Annotated in this window: 18 protein-coding genes and 1 pseudogene; 9 read left to right on the plus strand and 10 right to left on the minus strand. The window is 34.9% G+C overall.

Annotated elements, in window-relative coordinates; genetic code table 11:
• The first annotated feature begins 1 nt into the window (after window position 1).
• Window positions 2-283 carry a trp operon repressor gene (gene trpR, locus B6C99_RS08485; RefSeq protein ID WP_216819432.1) on the plus strand — a complete coding sequence of 94 codons (282 nt, stop codon included), beginning with the start codon at window positions 2-4 and terminating at the stop codon, window positions 281-283.
• A gap of 47 nt (window positions 284-330) precedes the next feature.
• Here trpR and robA read toward each other — a convergent pair whose 3' ends face one another.
• From robA to B6C99_RS08500, 3 genes are all read right to left on the minus strand, one after another.
• Window positions 331-1,251 (minus strand): MDR efflux pump AcrAB transcriptional activator RobA, encoded by a 921-nt coding sequence (gene robA, locus B6C99_RS08490; protein ID WP_086359428.1) that lies wholly within the window; start codon window positions 1,249-1,251, stop codon window positions 331-333.
• 85 nt (window positions 1,252-1,336) lie between these two features.
• The gene (nfuA, locus tag B6C99_RS08495) at window positions 1,337-1,915 is read right to left on the minus strand and encodes a Fe-S biogenesis protein NfuA (protein WP_086359445.1); all 579 of its coding nucleotides are present in this window, start codon (window positions 1,913-1,915) and stop codon (window positions 1,337-1,339) included.
• A gap of 102 nt (window positions 1,916-2,017) precedes the next feature.
• Window positions 2,018-2,689, minus strand: coding sequence for a phosphoribosyltransferase family protein (locus tag B6C99_RS08500; protein WP_086359429.1), 672 nt, complete (start codon window positions 2,687-2,689; stop codon window positions 2,018-2,020).
• Between the two features lie 246 nt (window positions 2,690-2,935).
• On the opposite strand from B6C99_RS08500, the gene B6C99_RS08505 reads away from it, so the two are divergent.
• Window positions 2,936-3,505, plus strand: a complete 570-nt coding sequence (locus tag B6C99_RS08505; protein ID WP_086359430.1) for a peptidylprolyl isomerase — start codon at window positions 2,936-2,938, stop codon at window positions 3,503-3,505.
• Between the two features lie 72 nt (window positions 3,506-3,577).
• Here the strand turns inward: B6C99_RS08505 and B6C99_RS08510 are convergent, their stop codons facing one another.
• Window positions 3,578-4,609, minus strand: coding sequence for an SEL1-like repeat protein (locus B6C99_RS08510; RefSeq protein ID WP_158092461.1), 1,032 nt, complete (start codon window positions 4,607-4,609; stop codon window positions 3,578-3,580).
• Between the two features lie 116 nt (window positions 4,610-4,725).
• Here B6C99_RS08510 and B6C99_RS08515 point away from each other — a divergent pair.
• Window positions 4,726-4,878 (plus strand): annotated as a pseudogene (locus B6C99_RS08515) (peptidylprolyl isomerase); the annotation flags it as partial.
• A gap of 35 nt (window positions 4,879-4,913) precedes the next feature.
• Here B6C99_RS08515 and B6C99_RS08520 read toward each other — a convergent pair.
• From B6C99_RS08520 to pepB, 3 genes are all read right to left on the minus strand, one after another.
• The gene (locus B6C99_RS08520; protein ID WP_086359433.1) at window positions 4,914-5,945 is read right to left on the minus strand and encodes an SEL1-like repeat protein; all 1,032 of its coding nucleotides are present in this window, start codon (window positions 5,943-5,945) and stop codon (window positions 4,914-4,916) included.
• Between the two features lie 340 nt (window positions 5,946-6,285).
• Complete coding sequence (locus B6C99_RS08525) at window positions 6,286-6,882, minus strand: tetratricopeptide repeat protein (protein ID WP_086359434.1); 597 nt, start codon at window positions 6,880-6,882, stop codon at window positions 6,286-6,288.
• Window positions 6,883-6,948: 66 nt separating this feature from the next.
• Complete coding sequence (pepB, locus tag B6C99_RS08530; RefSeq protein WP_086359435.1) at window positions 6,949-8,229, minus strand: aminopeptidase PepB; 1,281 nt, start codon at window positions 8,227-8,229, stop codon at window positions 6,949-6,951.
• A gap of 101 nt (window positions 8,230-8,330) precedes the next feature.
• Here pepB and B6C99_RS08535 point away from each other — a divergent pair, with 101 nt between their 5' ends.
• Window positions 8,331-9,095, plus strand: coding sequence for a tyrosine-protein phosphatase (locus B6C99_RS08535; protein WP_086353756.1), 765 nt, complete (start codon window positions 8,331-8,333; stop codon window positions 9,093-9,095).
• Between the two features lie 102 nt (window positions 9,096-9,197).
• A complete protein-coding gene (gene ftnA / locus B6C99_RS08540; RefSeq protein ID WP_086359436.1) occupies window positions 9,198-9,719 on the plus strand; it encodes a non-heme ferritin in 522 nt (173 codons plus the stop codon).
• Between the two features lie 48 nt (window positions 9,720-9,767).
• Here the strand turns inward: ftnA and B6C99_RS08545 are convergent, their stop codons facing one another.
• A complete protein-coding gene (locus B6C99_RS08545) occupies window positions 9,768-10,385 on the minus strand; it encodes a 4'-phosphopantetheinyl transferase superfamily protein (protein ID WP_086359437.1) in 618 nt (205 codons plus the stop codon).
• Window positions 10,386-10,483: 98 nt separating this feature from the next.
• Between B6C99_RS08545 and metC the strand changes: the two genes are divergently transcribed.
• From metC to B6C99_RS08560, 3 genes are all read left to right on the plus strand, one after another.
• The gene (gene metC, locus B6C99_RS08550; RefSeq protein WP_086359438.1) at window positions 10,484-11,701 is read left to right on the plus strand and encodes a cystathionine beta-lyase; all 1,218 of its coding nucleotides are present in this window, start codon (window positions 10,484-10,486) and stop codon (window positions 11,699-11,701) included.
• Between the two features lie 11 nt (window positions 11,702-11,712).
• The gene (tilS, locus tag B6C99_RS08555) at window positions 11,713-13,017 is read left to right on the plus strand and encodes a tRNA lysidine(34) synthetase TilS (RefSeq protein ID WP_086359439.1); all 1,305 of its coding nucleotides are present in this window, start codon (window positions 11,713-11,715) and stop codon (window positions 13,015-13,017) included.
• A gap of 321 nt (window positions 13,018-13,338) precedes the next feature.
• Window positions 13,339-14,508: a serine hydrolase gene (locus tag B6C99_RS08560; protein WP_086359440.1), complete on the plus strand. Its 1,170-nt coding sequence runs from the start codon at window positions 13,339-13,341 to the stop codon at window positions 14,506-14,508.
• 321 nt (window positions 14,509-14,829) lie between these two features.
• Here the strand turns inward: B6C99_RS08560 and B6C99_RS08565 are convergent, their stop codons facing one another.
• A complete protein-coding gene (locus tag B6C99_RS08565) occupies window positions 14,830-17,031 on the minus strand; it encodes a cation-translocating P-type ATPase (RefSeq protein WP_086359441.1) in 2,202 nt (733 codons plus the stop codon).
• A gap of 204 nt (window positions 17,032-17,235) precedes the next feature.
• Between B6C99_RS08565 and B6C99_RS08570 the strand changes: the two genes are divergently transcribed.
• The gene (locus tag B6C99_RS08570; RefSeq protein WP_086321243.1) at window positions 17,236-17,556 is read left to right on the plus strand and encodes a helix-turn-helix domain-containing protein; all 321 of its coding nucleotides are present in this window, start codon (window positions 17,236-17,238) and stop codon (window positions 17,554-17,556) included.
• An 88-nt stretch (window positions 17,557-17,644) separates the two neighbouring features.
• Here B6C99_RS08570 and suhB read toward each other — a convergent pair whose 3' ends face one another.
• Entirely contained in the window at window positions 17,645-18,448 is an 804-nt protein-coding gene (gene suhB / locus B6C99_RS08575; protein ID WP_065577905.1) for an inositol-1-monophosphatase, read from the minus strand.
• Window positions 18,449-18,766: the final 318 nt, after the last annotated feature.

The raw sequence follows: 18,766 nt of genomic DNA on the forward strand, positions 1-18,766 counted from the left end.
CATGAAAACTAAAGAATGGAACCAAACGGTTGAAATATTACACCAAGCATTTAATAGCGGTTATTCATTAGATATATTGAAATTACTGATGACAGCTGATGAGCGGGATGCATTAATCACAAGAGTTAAAATTGTCCGATCATTACTGGATGGATCAATAAATCAGCGCCAACTTAAAGAACAATTAAAAATAGGCATTGCTACTGTTACCAGAGGATCGAATAGTTTAAAAGAAGCAACTCCTGAATTTAAAGTATGGTTGGAAAATATTCTATTGAAATAAGATAAATAAAATAATAGTCAATATTTATAAAAACTAGTTAAAGTAGACTATAACAAGTTTGACTGGATATTGACTTCTTCATCGGCAACCACTGGCACACAATAATCACATTCCATAGTATGGATATCTTTAAAACATTTAATCGTATCATCATGATGATTATGATGAATCTCAATCAAACAACTTGAGGTGCGTAACCGAACTTTTAATGCTGGCATTGCAGCTAAGTGGACTTGAGAAATAAAATCACTGAAATTTTCTAGCGAACCGATATATTTAAAACAAAGATATAAACCACCTTCATTAATAATTGGTTCTATATGCTCAAGATTATTATTATGATCTAAGGCAATTGTATATAAAAGTTCTTGTTCATTAGCATTATCTTTACTTTTCAAAATGCGGCTAAAAGCAAAAATCTTATCTGGTAAACTGTCACTATTGTGAGCATAATGGGATAAATAACTTTGAAAAAACTGCGATCTTAATTTATTTTCTTCATCTAAAATTTGACTCAAATTACAATTATTTTTGTAAGAGATCCCCCAAAAAGTTTGTTTCGGCATATTCACAAATTTAGGTTCAGGTAAAGAAAGTCGATTTTTATTTAATTCAATAGCAGGAGTTAACCCTGTAGGATCCCAAAATTCACCACGACGATAACTTGCTGGTGTTTCATTAAATTGCTTTTTAAAAGAACGAGTAAAAGTTTGCTGCGAATCAAAACGATATTGCATAGCAATATCTAAAATAGGTTTACTTGTCATGCGTAAAGATAATGCCGCATAAGTTAATCTTCGGTGACGAATATAAGTACCAAGTACTTGACCTGTTACTTCTTTAAACATCCGTTGTAAATGCCACTTCGAATAACCTGATTTCTGAGCGACATTATCAATAGATAAGGGTTGCTCCAAATTTTTTTCAATCCAAACGATAAGATCTGAAATAATACTAACTTGATTCATAAAACCCCATCATAACGTGAATTGTCAGACATCATGCGATTATGACTTAATCCTAGCAATAAGCAAGGTTTAAATTGAAAATTTTTTAACAATAAGAATGGCTTCCCACTTGATGTTCGGTAATATCTTTAACGCCTGCTAATTCAGGAAATTCTGCAAGCAATTGCTTTTCAATACCGTCTTTTAAAGTAAAATCGACCATCGAACAACCATTACAACCACCACCAAATTGTAATATCGCATAATTATCATCGGTTAATTCAACCAAACTCACATGACCACCATGACTAGCTAATTGAGGATTAACCTGTGCTTGAATAACATAATTGACACGTTCGATTAACGGCGCATCATCGGCAACCTTTTTCATTTTGGAGTTCGGAGCTTTTAAAGTTAATTGAGAACCTAATTCATCCGTTACATAGTCAATCAACGTTTCCTCTAAAAAAGGAGCGCTAATTTCATCCATATAAACAGAAAACCCTGCTGATTGCTGTTCTTCAATATCGGTATCTTCAATAGTATCCGGTGGGCAGTAAGAAACTCCACATTCAGCTGACGGAGTGCCAGGATTAATAACAAAAACCCGAATTTGTGTACCATCAGGCTGATTAGCAAGCAATTTTTTAAAATGTTGTTGTGCTGATTCAGAAATGGTAATAATAGTCATAATCCCTCACTTAAACACGATTGACATTAATAGTAGCTAATATCATCAATAATAGTTGACTAACTCTGTTGGTTATTATAGAGGGTGTTTTAGATTTTACAAGATTGTCCGACATAAACAAACGATCTGCACATGGGCTGCACCACACTCTTTTAATTGCTGGCTAATGGCATTTATTGTATTACCGGTCGTAACAATATCATCAATAAGCATTATCGATTGATTGGTTAAATTATGATGACACTTAAAAAGTGTTTTAACATTATTCATTCGTTGCTTGCGCGATAAATTCTTTTGATCGTGAGCAGCAAATTTTCGCGACAAAAGGTGTGGCTGAAAATCACTATTTAGCCATCTAGCTATTGGCTTAGCTAATAATGCTGCTTGATTAAATCCTCTATACCAATAACGTAAATGATGTAAAGGAACACAAGTGACAATATCCGGTTTAACCAAACCACTACTCAACCTTCGTTGATACCATGCTAAAAACATCAATCTGGCTAATGCATTAGCTAACTCCACTTTATTATGAAATTTTAAATATTGGATTAATTTCTTTAATGGATCGATATATTCTGTCGCTGCAATCATTTCATCCCAATAAGGTTTCTTATCACGGCACCTATAGCACTCATTTGTTGATAATGAATGAGGAAGGTTGCATTGATGGCATATTTTATTAAACTTAGGTAAGTTTTTAACACATTGACTACAAATGCCATGGTGAGACAACGTTAAAGGCATGTTACATAAAAAACATCTCATTTATCACCCAGAATAAAGTTGAGGAACGGAGTTTTTTGGACTAAATTTTGGATTAAAAATAGTTAACTAATAGAATATAAACCTAATAACATTATGAATTATATTGAATAAAAAAATAATTTTACTAATTAATAAAATTATTTCGGTCTCCTACACAAAATTTTATCTTATTTTGCATATTAATGATTTCAATTAAATTAATATTCGGTATAATTTGCCGACAATATAATAATAAGGATTCATAAAATGAAAAAAATCAAAATATTAATTATATCGCTACTATTAAGCCTTTTTTCAAGTTTTGTTTTGGCTGATAGCAAAGTATTATTACAAACCAGTATGGGCGATATTGAAATTGAATTAGATAGCGAACACGCACCAATTACCACAAAAAATTTTCTTGATTATGTAAATAGCGGTTATTATGAAAATTTAACCTTCCATCGAGTCATTCCTGGATTTATGATTCAAGGCGGTGGTGCTGATGATCAATTAAAATTCAAAGAAACTCAACAGCCAATTAAAAATGAAGCAAATAATGGCTTGAAAAACGATCGTGGAACTATCGCAATGGCAAGAACCAATGCCGTAGATAGCGCAACTAGCCAATTTTTTATTAACGTTGTCAATAATGATTTCCTTAATTACCAATCACCAGACAAATATGGTTATGCTGTTTTTGGCAAAGTTATTAAAGGAATGGATATCGTTGATAAAATTGTTAGCGTAGACACCAAACGCATGGGACCACATCAAAATGTTCCTGTTGAACCAATCTATATTAAAAAAGCAACAGTGGTTGAAGATAAACAATAGTCTTTAAAATTAATAAATACTTCAAGTAAACCACCTTAGTGATTTAAGGTGGTTTTTTATTAAATCACAGGATTATTTTTTTAATTCATCACAAGCAAGTTTATAACCTTGATTACAAGACTGTTTTAAATAATTTTTAGCTAAAGACTTATCCTGTAACACACCATCTCCCTTATCATACATAATTCCTAACTTATATTGTGCTTCAGGATCATTTTGTTCTGCTGCTTTTGTATACCAATATATCGCTTTCTGTTTATTTTTCTCTATACCATCACCGTTATTATAAATAGACCCTAAATTATATTGCGCACCACAATGACCTTGCTCTGCCACTTTTGTATACCAATATATCGCTTTTTGGTTATCTTTCTTTATGCCTTCCCCTTTACTATACATAATTGCTAAATTATATTGCGCATCAGAATGACCTCGCTCCGCTGCTTTTGTATACCAATATGCAGCTTTTTCTTTATCTTGTTCTATACCTTCACCTTGATCATACATACGTGCTAAATTATTTTGTGCTCTGGAGTGTCCCCGCTCCGCTACTTTTATATACCAATATAACGCTTTTTGTTTATCTTGTTCTATGCCATCACCTAGATCGTACATAAGCGCTAAATGATATTGGGCGCTGAAATAACCTTGTTCCGCTGCTTTTGTATACCAATATGCAGCTTTTTGTTCATCTTGTGGTATACCATCACCTGCATGATACATACTTGCTAAATCATATTGGGCACTGGAATAACCTTGTTCCGCTGATTTTTCATACCAAAATGCAGCTTTTTGTTTATCTCGTGGTATACCATCACCTTCATCATACACAAGAGCTAAATAATATTGTGCGATGGAATGACCTTGCTCTGCTGCTTTTGTATACCAATATACAGTCTTCTGTTTATCTTGCTCTATTCCTTCACCGTAATAATACATACGAGCTAAATTATATTGTGCGTTGGAATGGCCTTGTTCAGCTTCTTGTTTACATTTAACAAAGTCTTTTTCATAGTTTTTTTGTTCATCATCTGTTTTACACTGATCAGCATAATTTGAAAAAGAACGGAGAATTGATAACCCAAAAGATACTAGTTTTTCCATTGTATTTCCTATATATGTTAAAGCAAACATGCATGTTTTTTTATTTATTTAGATAAAAGTATGTATCGAAAATAATCGTTATTATTGATTTCCATAATTACCGATAACTAGGTCAATATGGCTATGCTATTTTTAGTAAAGTCATTAAAGGAATGGATATCGTTGATAAAATTGTTAGCGTAGATACTAAACGCATGGGACCACATCAAAATGTCCCTGTTGAACCAATCTATATTAAAAAAGCAACAGTGGTTGAAGATAAACAATAAGTTATTCTTAAAACGATGAATACCTAAAAATCTAGTTATTTTTTTAATTTATTACAAGCTCTTTCAAATCCCAGATCACAAGACTGTTTAAAATACTCATTAGCTAATGATTTGTCTTGCTTTATGCCATCACCCTTATCATATATAAGCGCTAAATTGTATTGAGCATCAGGCACGCCTTGTTGTGCCGATTTTGTAAACCAATATACAGCTTTTTGTTTATCTTGTTCTACACCATCACCTTTATCATACATAAACGCTAAATTGTTTTGTGCGGAGGGATGTCCTTTCTCAGCAGCTTTTGTATACCAATATATCACTTTTTGTTTATCATGTTCTATGCCATCACCTTCATCATACATAAGCGCTAAATTGAATTGAGCATTAGATTCACCTTTTTCAGCTGCCTTTGTATACCAATATGCTGCCTTCTGTTTATCTTGTTCTACACCATCACCTTTCTCATACATAACCGCTAAATTATTTTGTGAATTAGCATTACCGTGCTCTGCTGCTTTTGTATACCAATATGCAGCTTTTTGTTTATCTTGTTCTACACCATCACCTTTCTCATACATAATCGCTAAATTATATTGTGCGTTAGATTCACCTTTTTCAGCTGCCTTTGTATACCAATATAACGCCATTTGTTTATCTTGCTCTATGCCGTCTCCTTTATCATACATAAGCCCTAAATTATTTTGTGAATTAGAATTACCTTGTTCTGCTGCTTTTGTATACCAATATAACGCCTTTTGTTTATCTTGTTCTATGCCATCACCTTCATCATACATAACCGCTAAATTAAATTGTGCATCAGATTTACCTTTTGCTGCCGCTTTTTTGTACCAATATGCGGCCTTTTGTACATCTTGCTCTATACCATCACCTTCATCATACATAAGTCCTAAAATATATTGGGCTTCGGCATTACCTTGCTCCGCTTCTACTTTACATGGAGTGAAAGCCTCTTCATTACTCCCCATCAACCAATATATTTCGCATTCATTTGCATAACTTGAAAAAGAACACAGAATTAATAACCCAAAAGATACTAGTTTTTTCATTGTATTTCCTATACATGCTAAAATAGACACTACTATTTTTTATTTTATTCATTATATATAAATGTATGTATCAAAATAATCATTAGCATTAATTTTCTTAATTATCGCTCACAAATAATAAAGTTATTGTGTAATGAATAAACCTATAAAGAAGAAAGATTACTGATAAGATTATGACTGTCGAATTTAACATATAAGACCACGTCAAAATGCCCTTGTTGAACCAATCTATATAAAAAAAGCAACAGTGGTTGAAGATAAACAATAGTCTTTAAAATTAATAAATACTTCAAGTAAACCACCTTAGTGATTTAAGGTGTTTTTTTATTAAATCTTAGGATTATTTTTTTAATTCATCACAAGCAAGTTTTTCACCTTGATAACAAGACTGTTTAAAATAATTGTAAGCTAAAGATATATTCTGCTCAACTCCATCACCTTTATCATACATCAGCCCTAAATTATATTGAGCGAAAGAATCACCTTGCTCCGCTGCTTTTGTATACCAATATACCGCCTTTGATTTATCTTGCTTTGTACCTTCACCATTATAATACATAAATCCTAAATTATATTGAGGTATAGGTTCACCTTGCTCGGCTGCTTTTGTATACCAATATAGCGCAGTTTGTTTATCTTGCTTTATACCTTCACCGTGATAATACATAAACCCTAAACTCCATTGGGCGCCAGAGTCGTTTTGTTTAGCTGCTTTTTCATACCAAAATATAGCTTTTTGTTTATCTTCTCCAATACCTCTACCAAAATCATACATAGTACCTAAATAAAATTGTGCGTACGGGACACTGTTCATCGCTTCTTGTGTACATATATTAAACGCTTTTTCATAATTTTCTTGCTCATATTCTGTTTTACAATCATCCGCACAAACAACAAAAGAAAACAAGAGAGGCATAACTAATAATAACTTCTTCATAGTATTCCTTACATATTGATAAACATTTTTAAAATTCTATTCAATTAATCATAAAGTTATTCCAAATCATTTTAATACGGTTAACAAATTAGCTAGCGTTCTTACCCCAATACCTGTTGCACCTGTTGCCCATAAAGCGGTGGCACTTTTACGGAATGTCGCTGAACAGTCAATGTGTAGCCAATTTTGTTTATAATTTTTAATAAAATGAGATAAAAATGCCGCGGCAGTACTGGCACCAGCGGTATTGGGTAATCCTGAATTGGCTATATCCGCAAACGATGATGGAAATTGGCTACGATGAAAATCAGCTAATGGTAATCGCCAAAAAGCTTCATGTTCCGCTTGGCTACTTGCCAATAATTGATTAGCAAATTTGTCATCAAATGAAAGTAATGATTGATAATCGTTACCTACAGCAATTTTTGCTGCTCCAGTAAGGGTTGCGCAATCAATAATATAGTGAGGCTTATCACTGTCAGCACTAATTAACCCGTCAGCTAAAACTAACCGTCCTTCCGCATCGGTATTATCCACTTCAACTGTTTTACCATTACGATATCGAATAATATCACCCAGTTTAAATGCCTTACCACTCACCAAGTTATCAGCGCAACATAGGTAAAGTTTAATACGATGTTTGACTCCTCGGGCAATAGCAAGTGCCAGAGCACCAGTTACTAATGCCGCGCCCCCCATATCCGATCGCATTGATTCCATAAAACTGCTTGGCTTTAAGCTATAACCACCAGAATCAAAAGTGATACCTTTACCGACTAAACAAGCGACAATTGGCGCTTTGGGGTTGTTAGTCGGATTATAATCAAGCTCAAGTAACGCTGCCGGCCGATCAGATCCTTTGCCAACCGTATAAATTCCCATAAAATCCTGTTCTTTTAATGCTTCGCCGGAAATGATGTTATAGGTAATATCTGTGGAATAATTGCTGATTAAGTTTGCACTTTGCGTGGCCAATTCTAGAGGACTTAATGTTTCTGCTTGTTGATTAACAATATCTCGACACCAATCAATAATCGCTAAGCGATATTTTAGTTCTTGTTTATCTTGGCTATTAAGTTTTGCCCAACTCACCTTATTATTATTTTTGGCATTACGATAACCGAGCCAAAAATGCCAACACGATTCTAGATCCCAATTATCACCACTAAGTTTAACCGACTTAATACCTTGATTATCTAATTTTCTTGCTGCTCGCTGAATGGCGCCATGTCGATGGTCGGGTTGATAATGAATGGTAACAGCATCATCTGAAAAACTAAGTAACGCCTCTTTTCCCCACTTTGATGGTGCAGGTTTTTCCGAAAGTAATATAGATAAACTCGACATAATAAATTCCTCAAGCAATAAAAATGCAAAAACGATAAATCAATTCTAATCAGAAACATGTTAAGATAGCAAGCAAAGTTAAGCGCAAATAAGGACCTATAATGACATCAGTTGTACCAATCCAAAATGGCATCAATTTTCGTGACTTAGGTGGCATTAAAACCAGTGATGGTCGCCAAATTCGAACAGGAATGTTGTATCGTTCAGGTGAATTTTCACGTCTTAATGATAGTGAAAAAAACTTTTTATCTGATGAGCTTAATTTGCATTATGTATTAGATTATCGAGATCAACATGAAATTGATCGTCATCCCGATAATCTTTGGAATAACAGTCAATATATTAATGTGCCAGCAAACCCGTTAAGTGATGAAATTACAGCAAGCCTAACCAGTGATGATATTTTCGTTATGAAAAAATATTCACCGTTTGATTTTATGATTAAACTTTATCAATTATTACCTTTTAATAATCTTGCTTATAAAAAGTTAACATCACTACTACTTAGCGCTAATGGAAAACCCTTAGTGCAACATTGTGCAGTAGGTAAAGATAGAACTGGTGTTGGCGTAGCTTTAACCCTATTTGCATTGGGGGTAAGTGAAGACGTAGTTATGCAAGATTACTTACTTACCGAACGCCATTTAAATGATTATCGTCAAGCCATACTCAGCCAAAATGAAAGTAAATTATCGGCTGAAGAGTTTGAGAAACAGAAAATCATTTTTGCGGCTAAACAAGAGTTTTTAACCGCAGCTCTTGATGAAATCAAAAAACGCTATACCACCATCGACGATTGGTTAACTAAAGAGTATCAATTGGATGATAAAAACAGGAAAATTCTTCAAGATATTTATCTGATATAAATAACCTAAGGGGATGGGTCATCACTGTGCTCTTATTATAATCAGATTATCTTTAAAGACAGAGAAGTGAAAACAATAAAATAACAATGTGAGGCAAATAAAATGTTAACCAACCAAATGGTCAAAAAACTTAATGACCAATTAAATCTAGAATTCTACTCTTCTAACCTTTACCTACAAATGAGCGCATGGTGTGATGATCAAAATTTTCCATCTTTCGGAAAATTTTTAAGAGATCATGCCGGAGAAGAGCGGCAACATATGGAACGCTTATTTGATTATGTGTTAGATTGCGGTGCATTAGCGCTTATTGGCAAAATTGCAGCGCCAGAATCAGAATATAAATCACTACTTGATGTGTTTAAAGCGGCATATCAACATGAACTTAAAATTACCAAAGAAATTAATGAACTTGTTGACTATGCTTTAACCCAAAAAGATTTTTCAACCTTCAACTTTTTACAATGGTATGTAGCTGAACAACATGAAGAAGAAAAACTGTTCAAGAGCATTGTTGATAAACTCGAATTAGTTGGTGAAAACAAACGTGATTTATTCTTTATGGATAAAGACTTCAATAAAACGTTAAGTGAATCAGGCCTAACGACCTCAAGCGAAGAGTAAATTGATGATATTAATCTGCTACCATATTAGTAGCAGATTATTAATAGATTAAGTTTGCAGGATAAATTTTTTGATTGGTTTATTCTGATTAACAGCAAGATGAACCGATGCCACTTGCTGATATTGATAATAAAAATCTTGGCCAAATGGCGCACTAATCAACTGGTTTGCGACATCAACTTTTACCGATTTCATTTGCCAAACGCCTTTGGCATATAATTTAAGAGCTGACTCTTTTAATGTCCAAAGTTGCCAAAAGGCGGTTAAAGTATCACGTTGTTTTAACATCCATTGATATTCATCATTAGCAAATATACTTTCAGCGACATTCAAATAATTTTTACGCTGTCGAGCAACTTCAATATCAATCCCAACCCTACCATTTAAGGATATGGCAACTGCCACCCAATCTTTACTATGACTGATATTAAAATCAGGCAGGTTATGTTGTAAAAAGCAAGGACGGCTATTATCACCAATAATGATGGGAGGCAAACTATCAATATGACAATATTGTTTAAGTAAACTAGCTAAAATTGAACGACATACTAAAAACTGTTTTTTTCGTGAACCACTTAATGACTCAGCATCATTAATGATTTGTGGTGATAATAGTGAATAGTTCACTTCCGTCGTATCTAAATGAGCAAGTTGGACAATTAACATGTTGTGTAAGCCAATTTAAATAAAAATTATTTTTTACTATTTTAACAGCATGCTATGCTAACTGTTATCGAAATTTATCGGTTTACTAAGGATGCATCATGTCATTACAAACAAAATTAGTTCATGCTGGTCGAAAAAAACGCTATACCCAAGGTGCAGTTAATTCAGTTATTCAGCGAGCATCATCGCTAGTTTTTGATTCAATTGAGGCCAAAAAAGAAGCGATGGAAAATCGCACTAAAGGAGCACTATTTTACGGTCGTCGCGGCACATTAACTCATTTTGCCCTGCAAGATGCCATGGTGGAAATTGAAGGTGGTACTGGTTGCTATCTCTATCCTTGTGGTGCGGCCGCCATTGCAAATGCCATTTTAGCTTTTGTAAAAACCGGTGATCATATTCTGGTATCAGAAGCCAGTTACGAGCCGACGCAAGAATTTTGCGAACATATATTAAAAGATTTTGGTGTGGAAACCGATTATTTTTCACCCTTGATTGGTCGCTATATTACTAATCATATTAAACCCAATACCAAAGTAGTATTTCTTGAATCACCAAGCTCAATCACTATGGAACTGCATGATGTGCCAGCCATAGTTAAAGCTATTCGCAGTGTTAATCCAGAAATTGTCATTATGATGGATAATACTTGGGCTGCTGGTGTTTTATTTAAAGCATTAGAGCATGATGTTGATATCTCTATTCAAGCCGGTACTAAATATTTAATTGGTCACTCTGATGCTATGTTAGGTACTGCGGTTGCTAATCAACGATGTTGGGATCAATTACGTGAACGTTCTTATTTAATGGGACAAATGTGTGATGCTGATACCGCTTATATGGCAGCACGAGGATTAAGAACCTTAGCGGTCAGGTTAAAACAACATCACGAAAGTGGACTAAAAGTGGCTAACTGGTTAGCAAATCACCCCAAAGTTGCCACGGTTAACCATCCTGCATTAGCAAGCTGTAAAGGGCATGAATTTTTTAAACGTGATTTTAGTGGCGCTAGTGGCCTATTTTCGTTTGTACTTAAAGATCATTTGAGCGAAGTGCAATTATCTGATTTTTTAGATAATATGACTCACTTCTCGATGGCTTATTCATGGGGTGGATTCGAATCATTGATTTTAGCCAATCAACCTGAAGATCTTGCGAAAATACGTCCAGTATCCGGTGTGGATTTCACAGGTACATTAATTCGATTACATATTGGCCTTGAAGATCCCGATGATTTAATCGCCGATCTTGCTGCTGGCCTAGATCGAATCAATCTACACAAAAATAAGGTTAATGCGTTACAAAGCTTAGTATAAATGGATAGCACATGAGCCATCAAAGCCAAACCCAAATAGACAATATTGTTGAGCAAACTATTTTACAACATCTAAACGGTCGGCAATCGTTATTGGTTGCCTTTAGTGGTGGTGTCGATTCAACCGTATTAATGCACGCATTAGTCACTTTAAAGCAACGGCTACAAAATTTACAACTAAGAGCTATTTATATTCATCACGGTTTAAGTAAAAATGCCGATAATTGGGCTGAACATTGCCTGAGACAATGCCAAACGTGGCAAGTGCCATTGATTATTGAAAAAGTAAAACTTAATCGTAGTTCTGGCAATATTGAAGAACAGGCCAGAGAAGCTCGTTATCAAGCCATTTATCAACATTTAAAAAGTGATGAATTGTTATGTACGGCACAACATCTTGATGACCAATGTGAAACTTTCTTCCTAGCCTTAAAACGTGGTAGTGGCCCAACAGGCTTATCCGCTATGCCTCTGGAAAATGGCCAACATCTTAGACCATTATTAACGATCTCTCGCCAAGAAATTGAACAATATGCCAATCAACATCTATTAAGTTGGATTGAAGATGAAAGTAATCAAGACGACCATTATGATCGTAATTTTTTACGCTTAAAGGTAATACCAATACTTAATCAACGTTGGCCACATTTTTCACAAATGGTGGCTCGTAGTGCTGAATTATGTCAACAGCAAGAAGCTTTAATTCATGAGCTGTTATTGGCTGAATTTGAGCAAATTATTGGTAATGCTAAACAACTCAATATTCAACCTTTACGGGATTATTCTGAATACAAACGTAATGCAATATTGCGAATGTGGTTTAGAGAGCAACATATCGGCATGCCAAGTCAAAAGCAACTGTCGTTAATTTGGCAAACCGTTATTCAAGCGAAAGAAGATGCCAATCCGCAATTTATTTTGCATAATCGACAGATTCGCCGCTATCAAAACCAACTCTATTTATTACCTTTATATCAAGATATTGAACAGCAAACCCTGCCGTGGGATTTAGCTACGTCACTCACTTTGCCTGATAATTTAGGCCATTTACAGCCTAATTATCAAACTGATCTAATCTGCCGTTTACCTCAAAAAGATGAAACGGTTTCGGTGCGTTTTCATGCGCAAGGTCAATTTCAAATTGTGCAGCGCCAAGGATCACGATCGATAAAAAAACTGTGGCAAGAACATCATATTCCGCCTTGGATGCGCACTCGTATTCCTTTAATTTACTATAATGAACAATTGATTACTGCCGTTGGAGTATTTGTTACCGAGCAAGGTAAAGGATCACAAGTTGGTTTTAATCTAAAATAAATCATAAAAATAAAATGTGCTTGAGTCTAATTGACACGAAATCGAATTCAATCCAATCATACTAACCTGAATTGGATTATATAATTAAGTAACCTCATACATAACAGAGCTATCGTTCTTCATGGCTAAACAACATACACTTTACACTAACAAATTAAATGGAACTGATAATAGAAAAATAATGTTAAATTACATAAGCATAACTATTAATAGGAAACCAACTAAACATCGTCAAAATAAATTCATTTAGCATATTTATTATCTTACAAAAAAACATATACTATTAGGTGAAATAATAATCAATCAAGAGTTAAGACAAAAATGAAAGTTAGTCTTTTTTCTGCAAATGTTGGACAAGCAATCAATAAAGTGAATCAATATGCGATAGATAAAAAACATATAGTTGGATCTGTTGTTATGGTTGCTAAAGAGGGACAAATAATCTATCAACAAGCATCCGGCTATGCTGATAAAGAACAAAAATCAACCATGCAAGTTGACACACAATTTTTGCTTTCATCCGTTACCAAACCGATAGTTAGTGCAGCCGCATTATGTTTAGCAGAAAAAGGGCTACTAAAATTGGATTCGCCTGTTACTGATTATCTACCTTATTTCACTCCAAAACTAGAAAATGGCCAGCAACCAGTTATTACTTTGCATCACTTATTAACCCATAGTGCGGGACTAAAATATCGTTTTTGCGAACCTCATGGTGAAGGCATTTATAATACATTACAGATTTCAGACGGCTTTGATCAAATAGCAACTGATTTAGATGAAAATCTTCATCGATTATCAAAAGCTCCTCTTCTTTTTGCTCCTGGAACAAATTGGTGTTATTCATTGGCATTAGATGTCTTAGGTGGAGTATTAACTGCTGTCACTCAACAACCATTAGAAGAAATAATAAAAACTACCATAACGATTCCTTTGAATATGGCAAAAACCGGCTTTACCATACCAGATAATAATCAATTAGTTACTCACTATTATAATGCTTTACCGGAACCATTACCTATGCCAAGCCCTTATTTTATGCAATTAGATGAAGCATCGAATAACGGGATTGTTTCTTATGATCCTAAACGCATATTTAATCCTAAAGCCTATCATTCAGGTGGGGCTGGTATGGTTGGTACTGCCCCTGATTTTATGCAATTTCTGTTATCACTAACTTCAATAAATACTGATTTAAGTAACAATAAACTAATGGATACAATGGCGAAGTGTTATATAAGTAGTGAATATGGTACAAAAGGGCCAGGATGGGGATTCGGTTATGGTGGTGCGGTGCTTGATGACCCGATCTTAGCACAAACACCTCAGAGTAAAGGAACTATTCAATGGGGCGGTGTGTATGGTCATAATTGGTTTTATGACCCTCAACAAGAATTAGCTGTAGTCATTTTGACTAATACCGCAATTGAAGGAATGTTGGGACGCTATCCAATAAAAATTAGAGATGCTATTTATCATTGTTTAGCATGATACTATTCCGATAGGAAAATTTTGCCGGTTTTTGGCTTTAATTTATCTGAAAATGATTTACCGATTGAAAAAACACCCTATAAAATGGTGCTTTTTCAATCAAGTATTTGAATTTTCACATAGTGAAATATTTATACTTATCCAATTAATCGTTTTTTCAGTTAGTTTCATTCTGATTTATATTATATTCGCCACTAATCTACTCCTTGTTAGATCTGAGCAATAAAAAGGATCCAAAATCAACTAATTTGGAACAATATTTGCATTAATGACTTGTTCTAAAATTAATTTATTACCATAAAGAATTAGGTCAAAATAAAATTATTTTGACCCAGAACGCGCTTGCCAACGTTTTAATAATAAAGCATTAGTCACTACACTTACACTGCTAAGTGCCATAGCCGCACCGGCTATCATTGGATTTAAGAAGCCGAAGGCAGCAAGAGGAATGCCAATTAAATTATAGAAAAAAGCCCAAAATAAATTTTGCTTAATTTTATTATAGGTTCGGCGAGAGATATCAATAGCATCGGCAATTAAAAATAGATTGCCACGCATCAACGTTATACTTGCTGCATGCATCGCGACATCAGTCCCTGTTCCCATAGCAATACCAATATCAGCAGCTGCTAACGCAGGTGCATCATTAATACCATCACCAACCATTGCCACTTTATGATTGCCAATACTACTTTTAATATTTTGGCTCTCTTTTTGTAATTGATAAATATAATTAGCTTTATCTTGTGGTAAAACCTCAGCAATAATTTTATCTAAATGTAATTGCTGTGCTACATAATTAGCCGCTTGTTGATTGTCGCCGGTTAACATAACCGTATTTACGTTTAATTGATGTAATGCATCAATGGCGCTTTTCGCTTCCGATTTAATCACATCGGCAAAACCAAATAAGGCTGATATCACAACGCCATTTTCTGATTGCTGTTTGGCTAAAAATGAGATTGTATAACCTTTTTGCGTCAGTTCATTAATTTTATCCTGCATATCCACAAAATAGGCATTTAACGATTTCATCCAACGTAAACTACCTAAATAATATTCATGATTATCAATGGTTGCCATTACCCCTGAACCAGCAACTGAGGTAATATTCTGCGCATAATTATGTGATTTAGCTTTCGCTAAAATTGCTTTAGCGAGTGGATGCTCACTTCCGGCTTGCATTGATGCCGCTAGTGCGAGAATTTGATCGGCAGTTTCTGTGCCCATTACATCCAGTTCAACTAATTCTGGTTTACCAATGGTTAATGTGCCAGTTTTATCAAATGCTACCGTATTAATGTTATGTAAGGTTTCAAGCGCCTCGGCATCTTTAATCAAAATACCATGGCGAGCAGCAACACCCGTACCAACCATTATCGCAGTTGGTGTCGCCAGTCCCAATGCACATGGGCAAGCAATCACTAACACAGCGACCGCATGTAGTAAAGCTTGCTGCCAATCATGAGAAATAACCCCCCAAGCAAGCAATGTAATCAGTGCAATGATTAAAATTACAGGAACAAAAATAGCACTAATCCGATCGACAATACGTTGAATTGGCGCTTTTTTAGCTTGAGCAGATTCGACCATAGCAATAATTTTCGACAAAGTCGAATCAGCTTGAACGGCCGTGGTTTTTACCATTAATAACCCTTCGCCATTAATCGTACCACCGGTTACGATACTATTGAGGGTTTTACTAACCGGGAAACTTTCCCCCGTCAACATCGATTCATCACAACTTGATACGCCGTCAATAACCACACCATCTACTGGAATTCGTTCACCTGGTTTGATCACAACCACATCATCGACCTTAACCTGACTTATAGGCAAACTTACCTCTTGATCACCTTGTCGAACTAATGCAACTTTCGGGCGCAACGCGGAAAGTGCTTCAATCGCTTGGGTCGTTTGATGTTTAGCTCTTGACTCTAACCATTTACCAATCAAGATTAACGTAATAATAACAACCGATGACTCGAAATAGAGATGATCGTCATTACCGATAATAAGCTGATAAAGTGACAATCCATAAGCAGCACTGGTACCAATAGCCACTAACAGATCCATATTACCAGACAACGCCTTGGCAGCATTAAAACCACTACGATAAAATTTTGCACCAAGCCCAAATTGCACAACCGAGGCAATCACTAATTGCAACCAAGCTGGCATCATCCAATGAATGCCAAATGGCTCAAGTAACATCGGCAACACAAAAGGAATCGCTAAGATAACCGAGATAATAATCGGCAAAATTGATGCTTGTTTACTCATATCTTGAGCATGAATTTCTGGTTCAGTAATCTTCACCGCATGGTAACCGGCTTTATCTACCGCAGCCATTAAAGTGTCTAATTTAACATTGGCATTGGCTTCAACTGTTGCCTTTTCGGTTGCTAGGTTAACACTAACATCAATCACGCCATCAATCTTTTTTAATGCTTTTTCTACACGACTAACGCATGATGCGCAGCTCATCTCTTCCACAAAAAAACTATATTCGACGGTTTTCATTTGATGTTTCCCTTGGTTTTTGATGTGATTTATATAGCTATTGTAATATTAATTATCCTTTTAACAAGAATGCACTTTTTTGATATATACTACCTAAAAAGATACTATTGAGATAATAATGTGAAAAATAATCCGATTAATACCACTTGTTGTGGAAAAGAACATCAACCTATCACCTGTTGTCCAGTTGATGCCACAATTAATATGATTGGTGGTAAATATAAATCGCTCATTTTATGGAAACTGATGACCGAAACCACCTTGAGATTTTCGCAATTACAGAAAGAAATTCCAACCGCTACCCCGAAAATGTTAACCCAACAGCTACGTGAACTTGAAGCAAATGGCCTAATTCATCGACACGTTTATCCCGTCGTACCACCTAAAGTAGAATATTCTTTAACCAACTTTGGCAAAAGTATCAAACCAGTCCTTGAATCAATGTATACTTGGGGTAGTGACTATTTAAACAATCAAGGCTTACAAGTTAATTGTTCCATGACAGCAATAACTGATCCACAATAACCAATAGCAAATTTATATTTTTGATAAACGACATAAAGACAAAATGCAGGGATAAGACAGCCCTGCATTTAGATAAAGAAAATAAAAATTAATTACGTAAATTTTCTGGCCAATCATTTTGAGTAGAAACAAGCAGATCTTTAACGATTCTTGGATTTCCAGCCACAATATTACCAGAGACCATATAGTTATTACCGCCCGCAAAATCGGTAACCACACCACCCGCTTCACGTAAAATCAATTCACCAGCAGCAATATCCCATGGTTTTAAGCCGATTTCAAAAAAACCATCTAAGCGTCCTGATGCGACATAAGCTAAATCTAATGCTGCTGAACCTGTACGACGAAAATCACCACACTTAGTAAATAGCTTTTGCAATACCGCAAAATAACAATTACTGTGTTGTTTAGCTTTAAAAGGAAAAGCTGTTGCAAGCACACTACCCTCTAAATCTTTCGCATTACTTACTCGAATACGGTAACCATTTAACTGCGCACCTTTACCGCGAGCAGCCGTGAAGAGTTCATTACTCATCGGATTATAAACGACAGCAACTTCAGTTTTACCTTTAACACGAGCTGCGATAGAAACCGCAAAATGAGGAATATTCTTAATAAAATTGGTGGTACCATCAATTGGGTCGATAATCCATTGCGTGTCAGCATCATTACCTTTAGCCAGTCCGCTTTCTTCAGCAATAATCGTATGATCAGGATACGCTTTTTTGATTGTTTCAATAATTAAAGCTTCAGCAGCACGATCGGCGTTAGTAGCAAAATCGTTAGCACCTTTAGTGTCAATTTCGATTGAACTTGGATTTTCATAAGCCTTAATGGCCACATTACCTGCTTTACGAGCAGCACGAATAGCAATATTCAGCATCGGATGCATAATTTTCTTCCAATTGATGATGTTAAAGAACGGGTTGATTTAGCAACACAGCAAGTATTACTAAAATTGTCGCATAGTATAAAGGTTTTATACTTACTTTGCCAGCCATTGTTAATAGAGGAAAACTTAAAATAACAAAATTAGTCGAATTAGCCATATTAATACTAGTCACAATATAATTTTGATAAATGTTATTTAATTCCAAAAAGGTAAAAAGGATTATTTTAAATAATAAATATCCTAGCTTCATCATCAATATATCCTCGTCATTTTACTGTTACTCATCTAACCATACTGTACTAAAAATAAACATTAAAT

Source organism: Gilliamella sp. N-G2 (assembly GCF_002142215.1).
In the GTDB taxonomy this organism is placed as follows: domain Bacteria; phylum Pseudomonadota; class Gammaproteobacteria; order Enterobacterales; family Orbaceae; genus Gilliamella.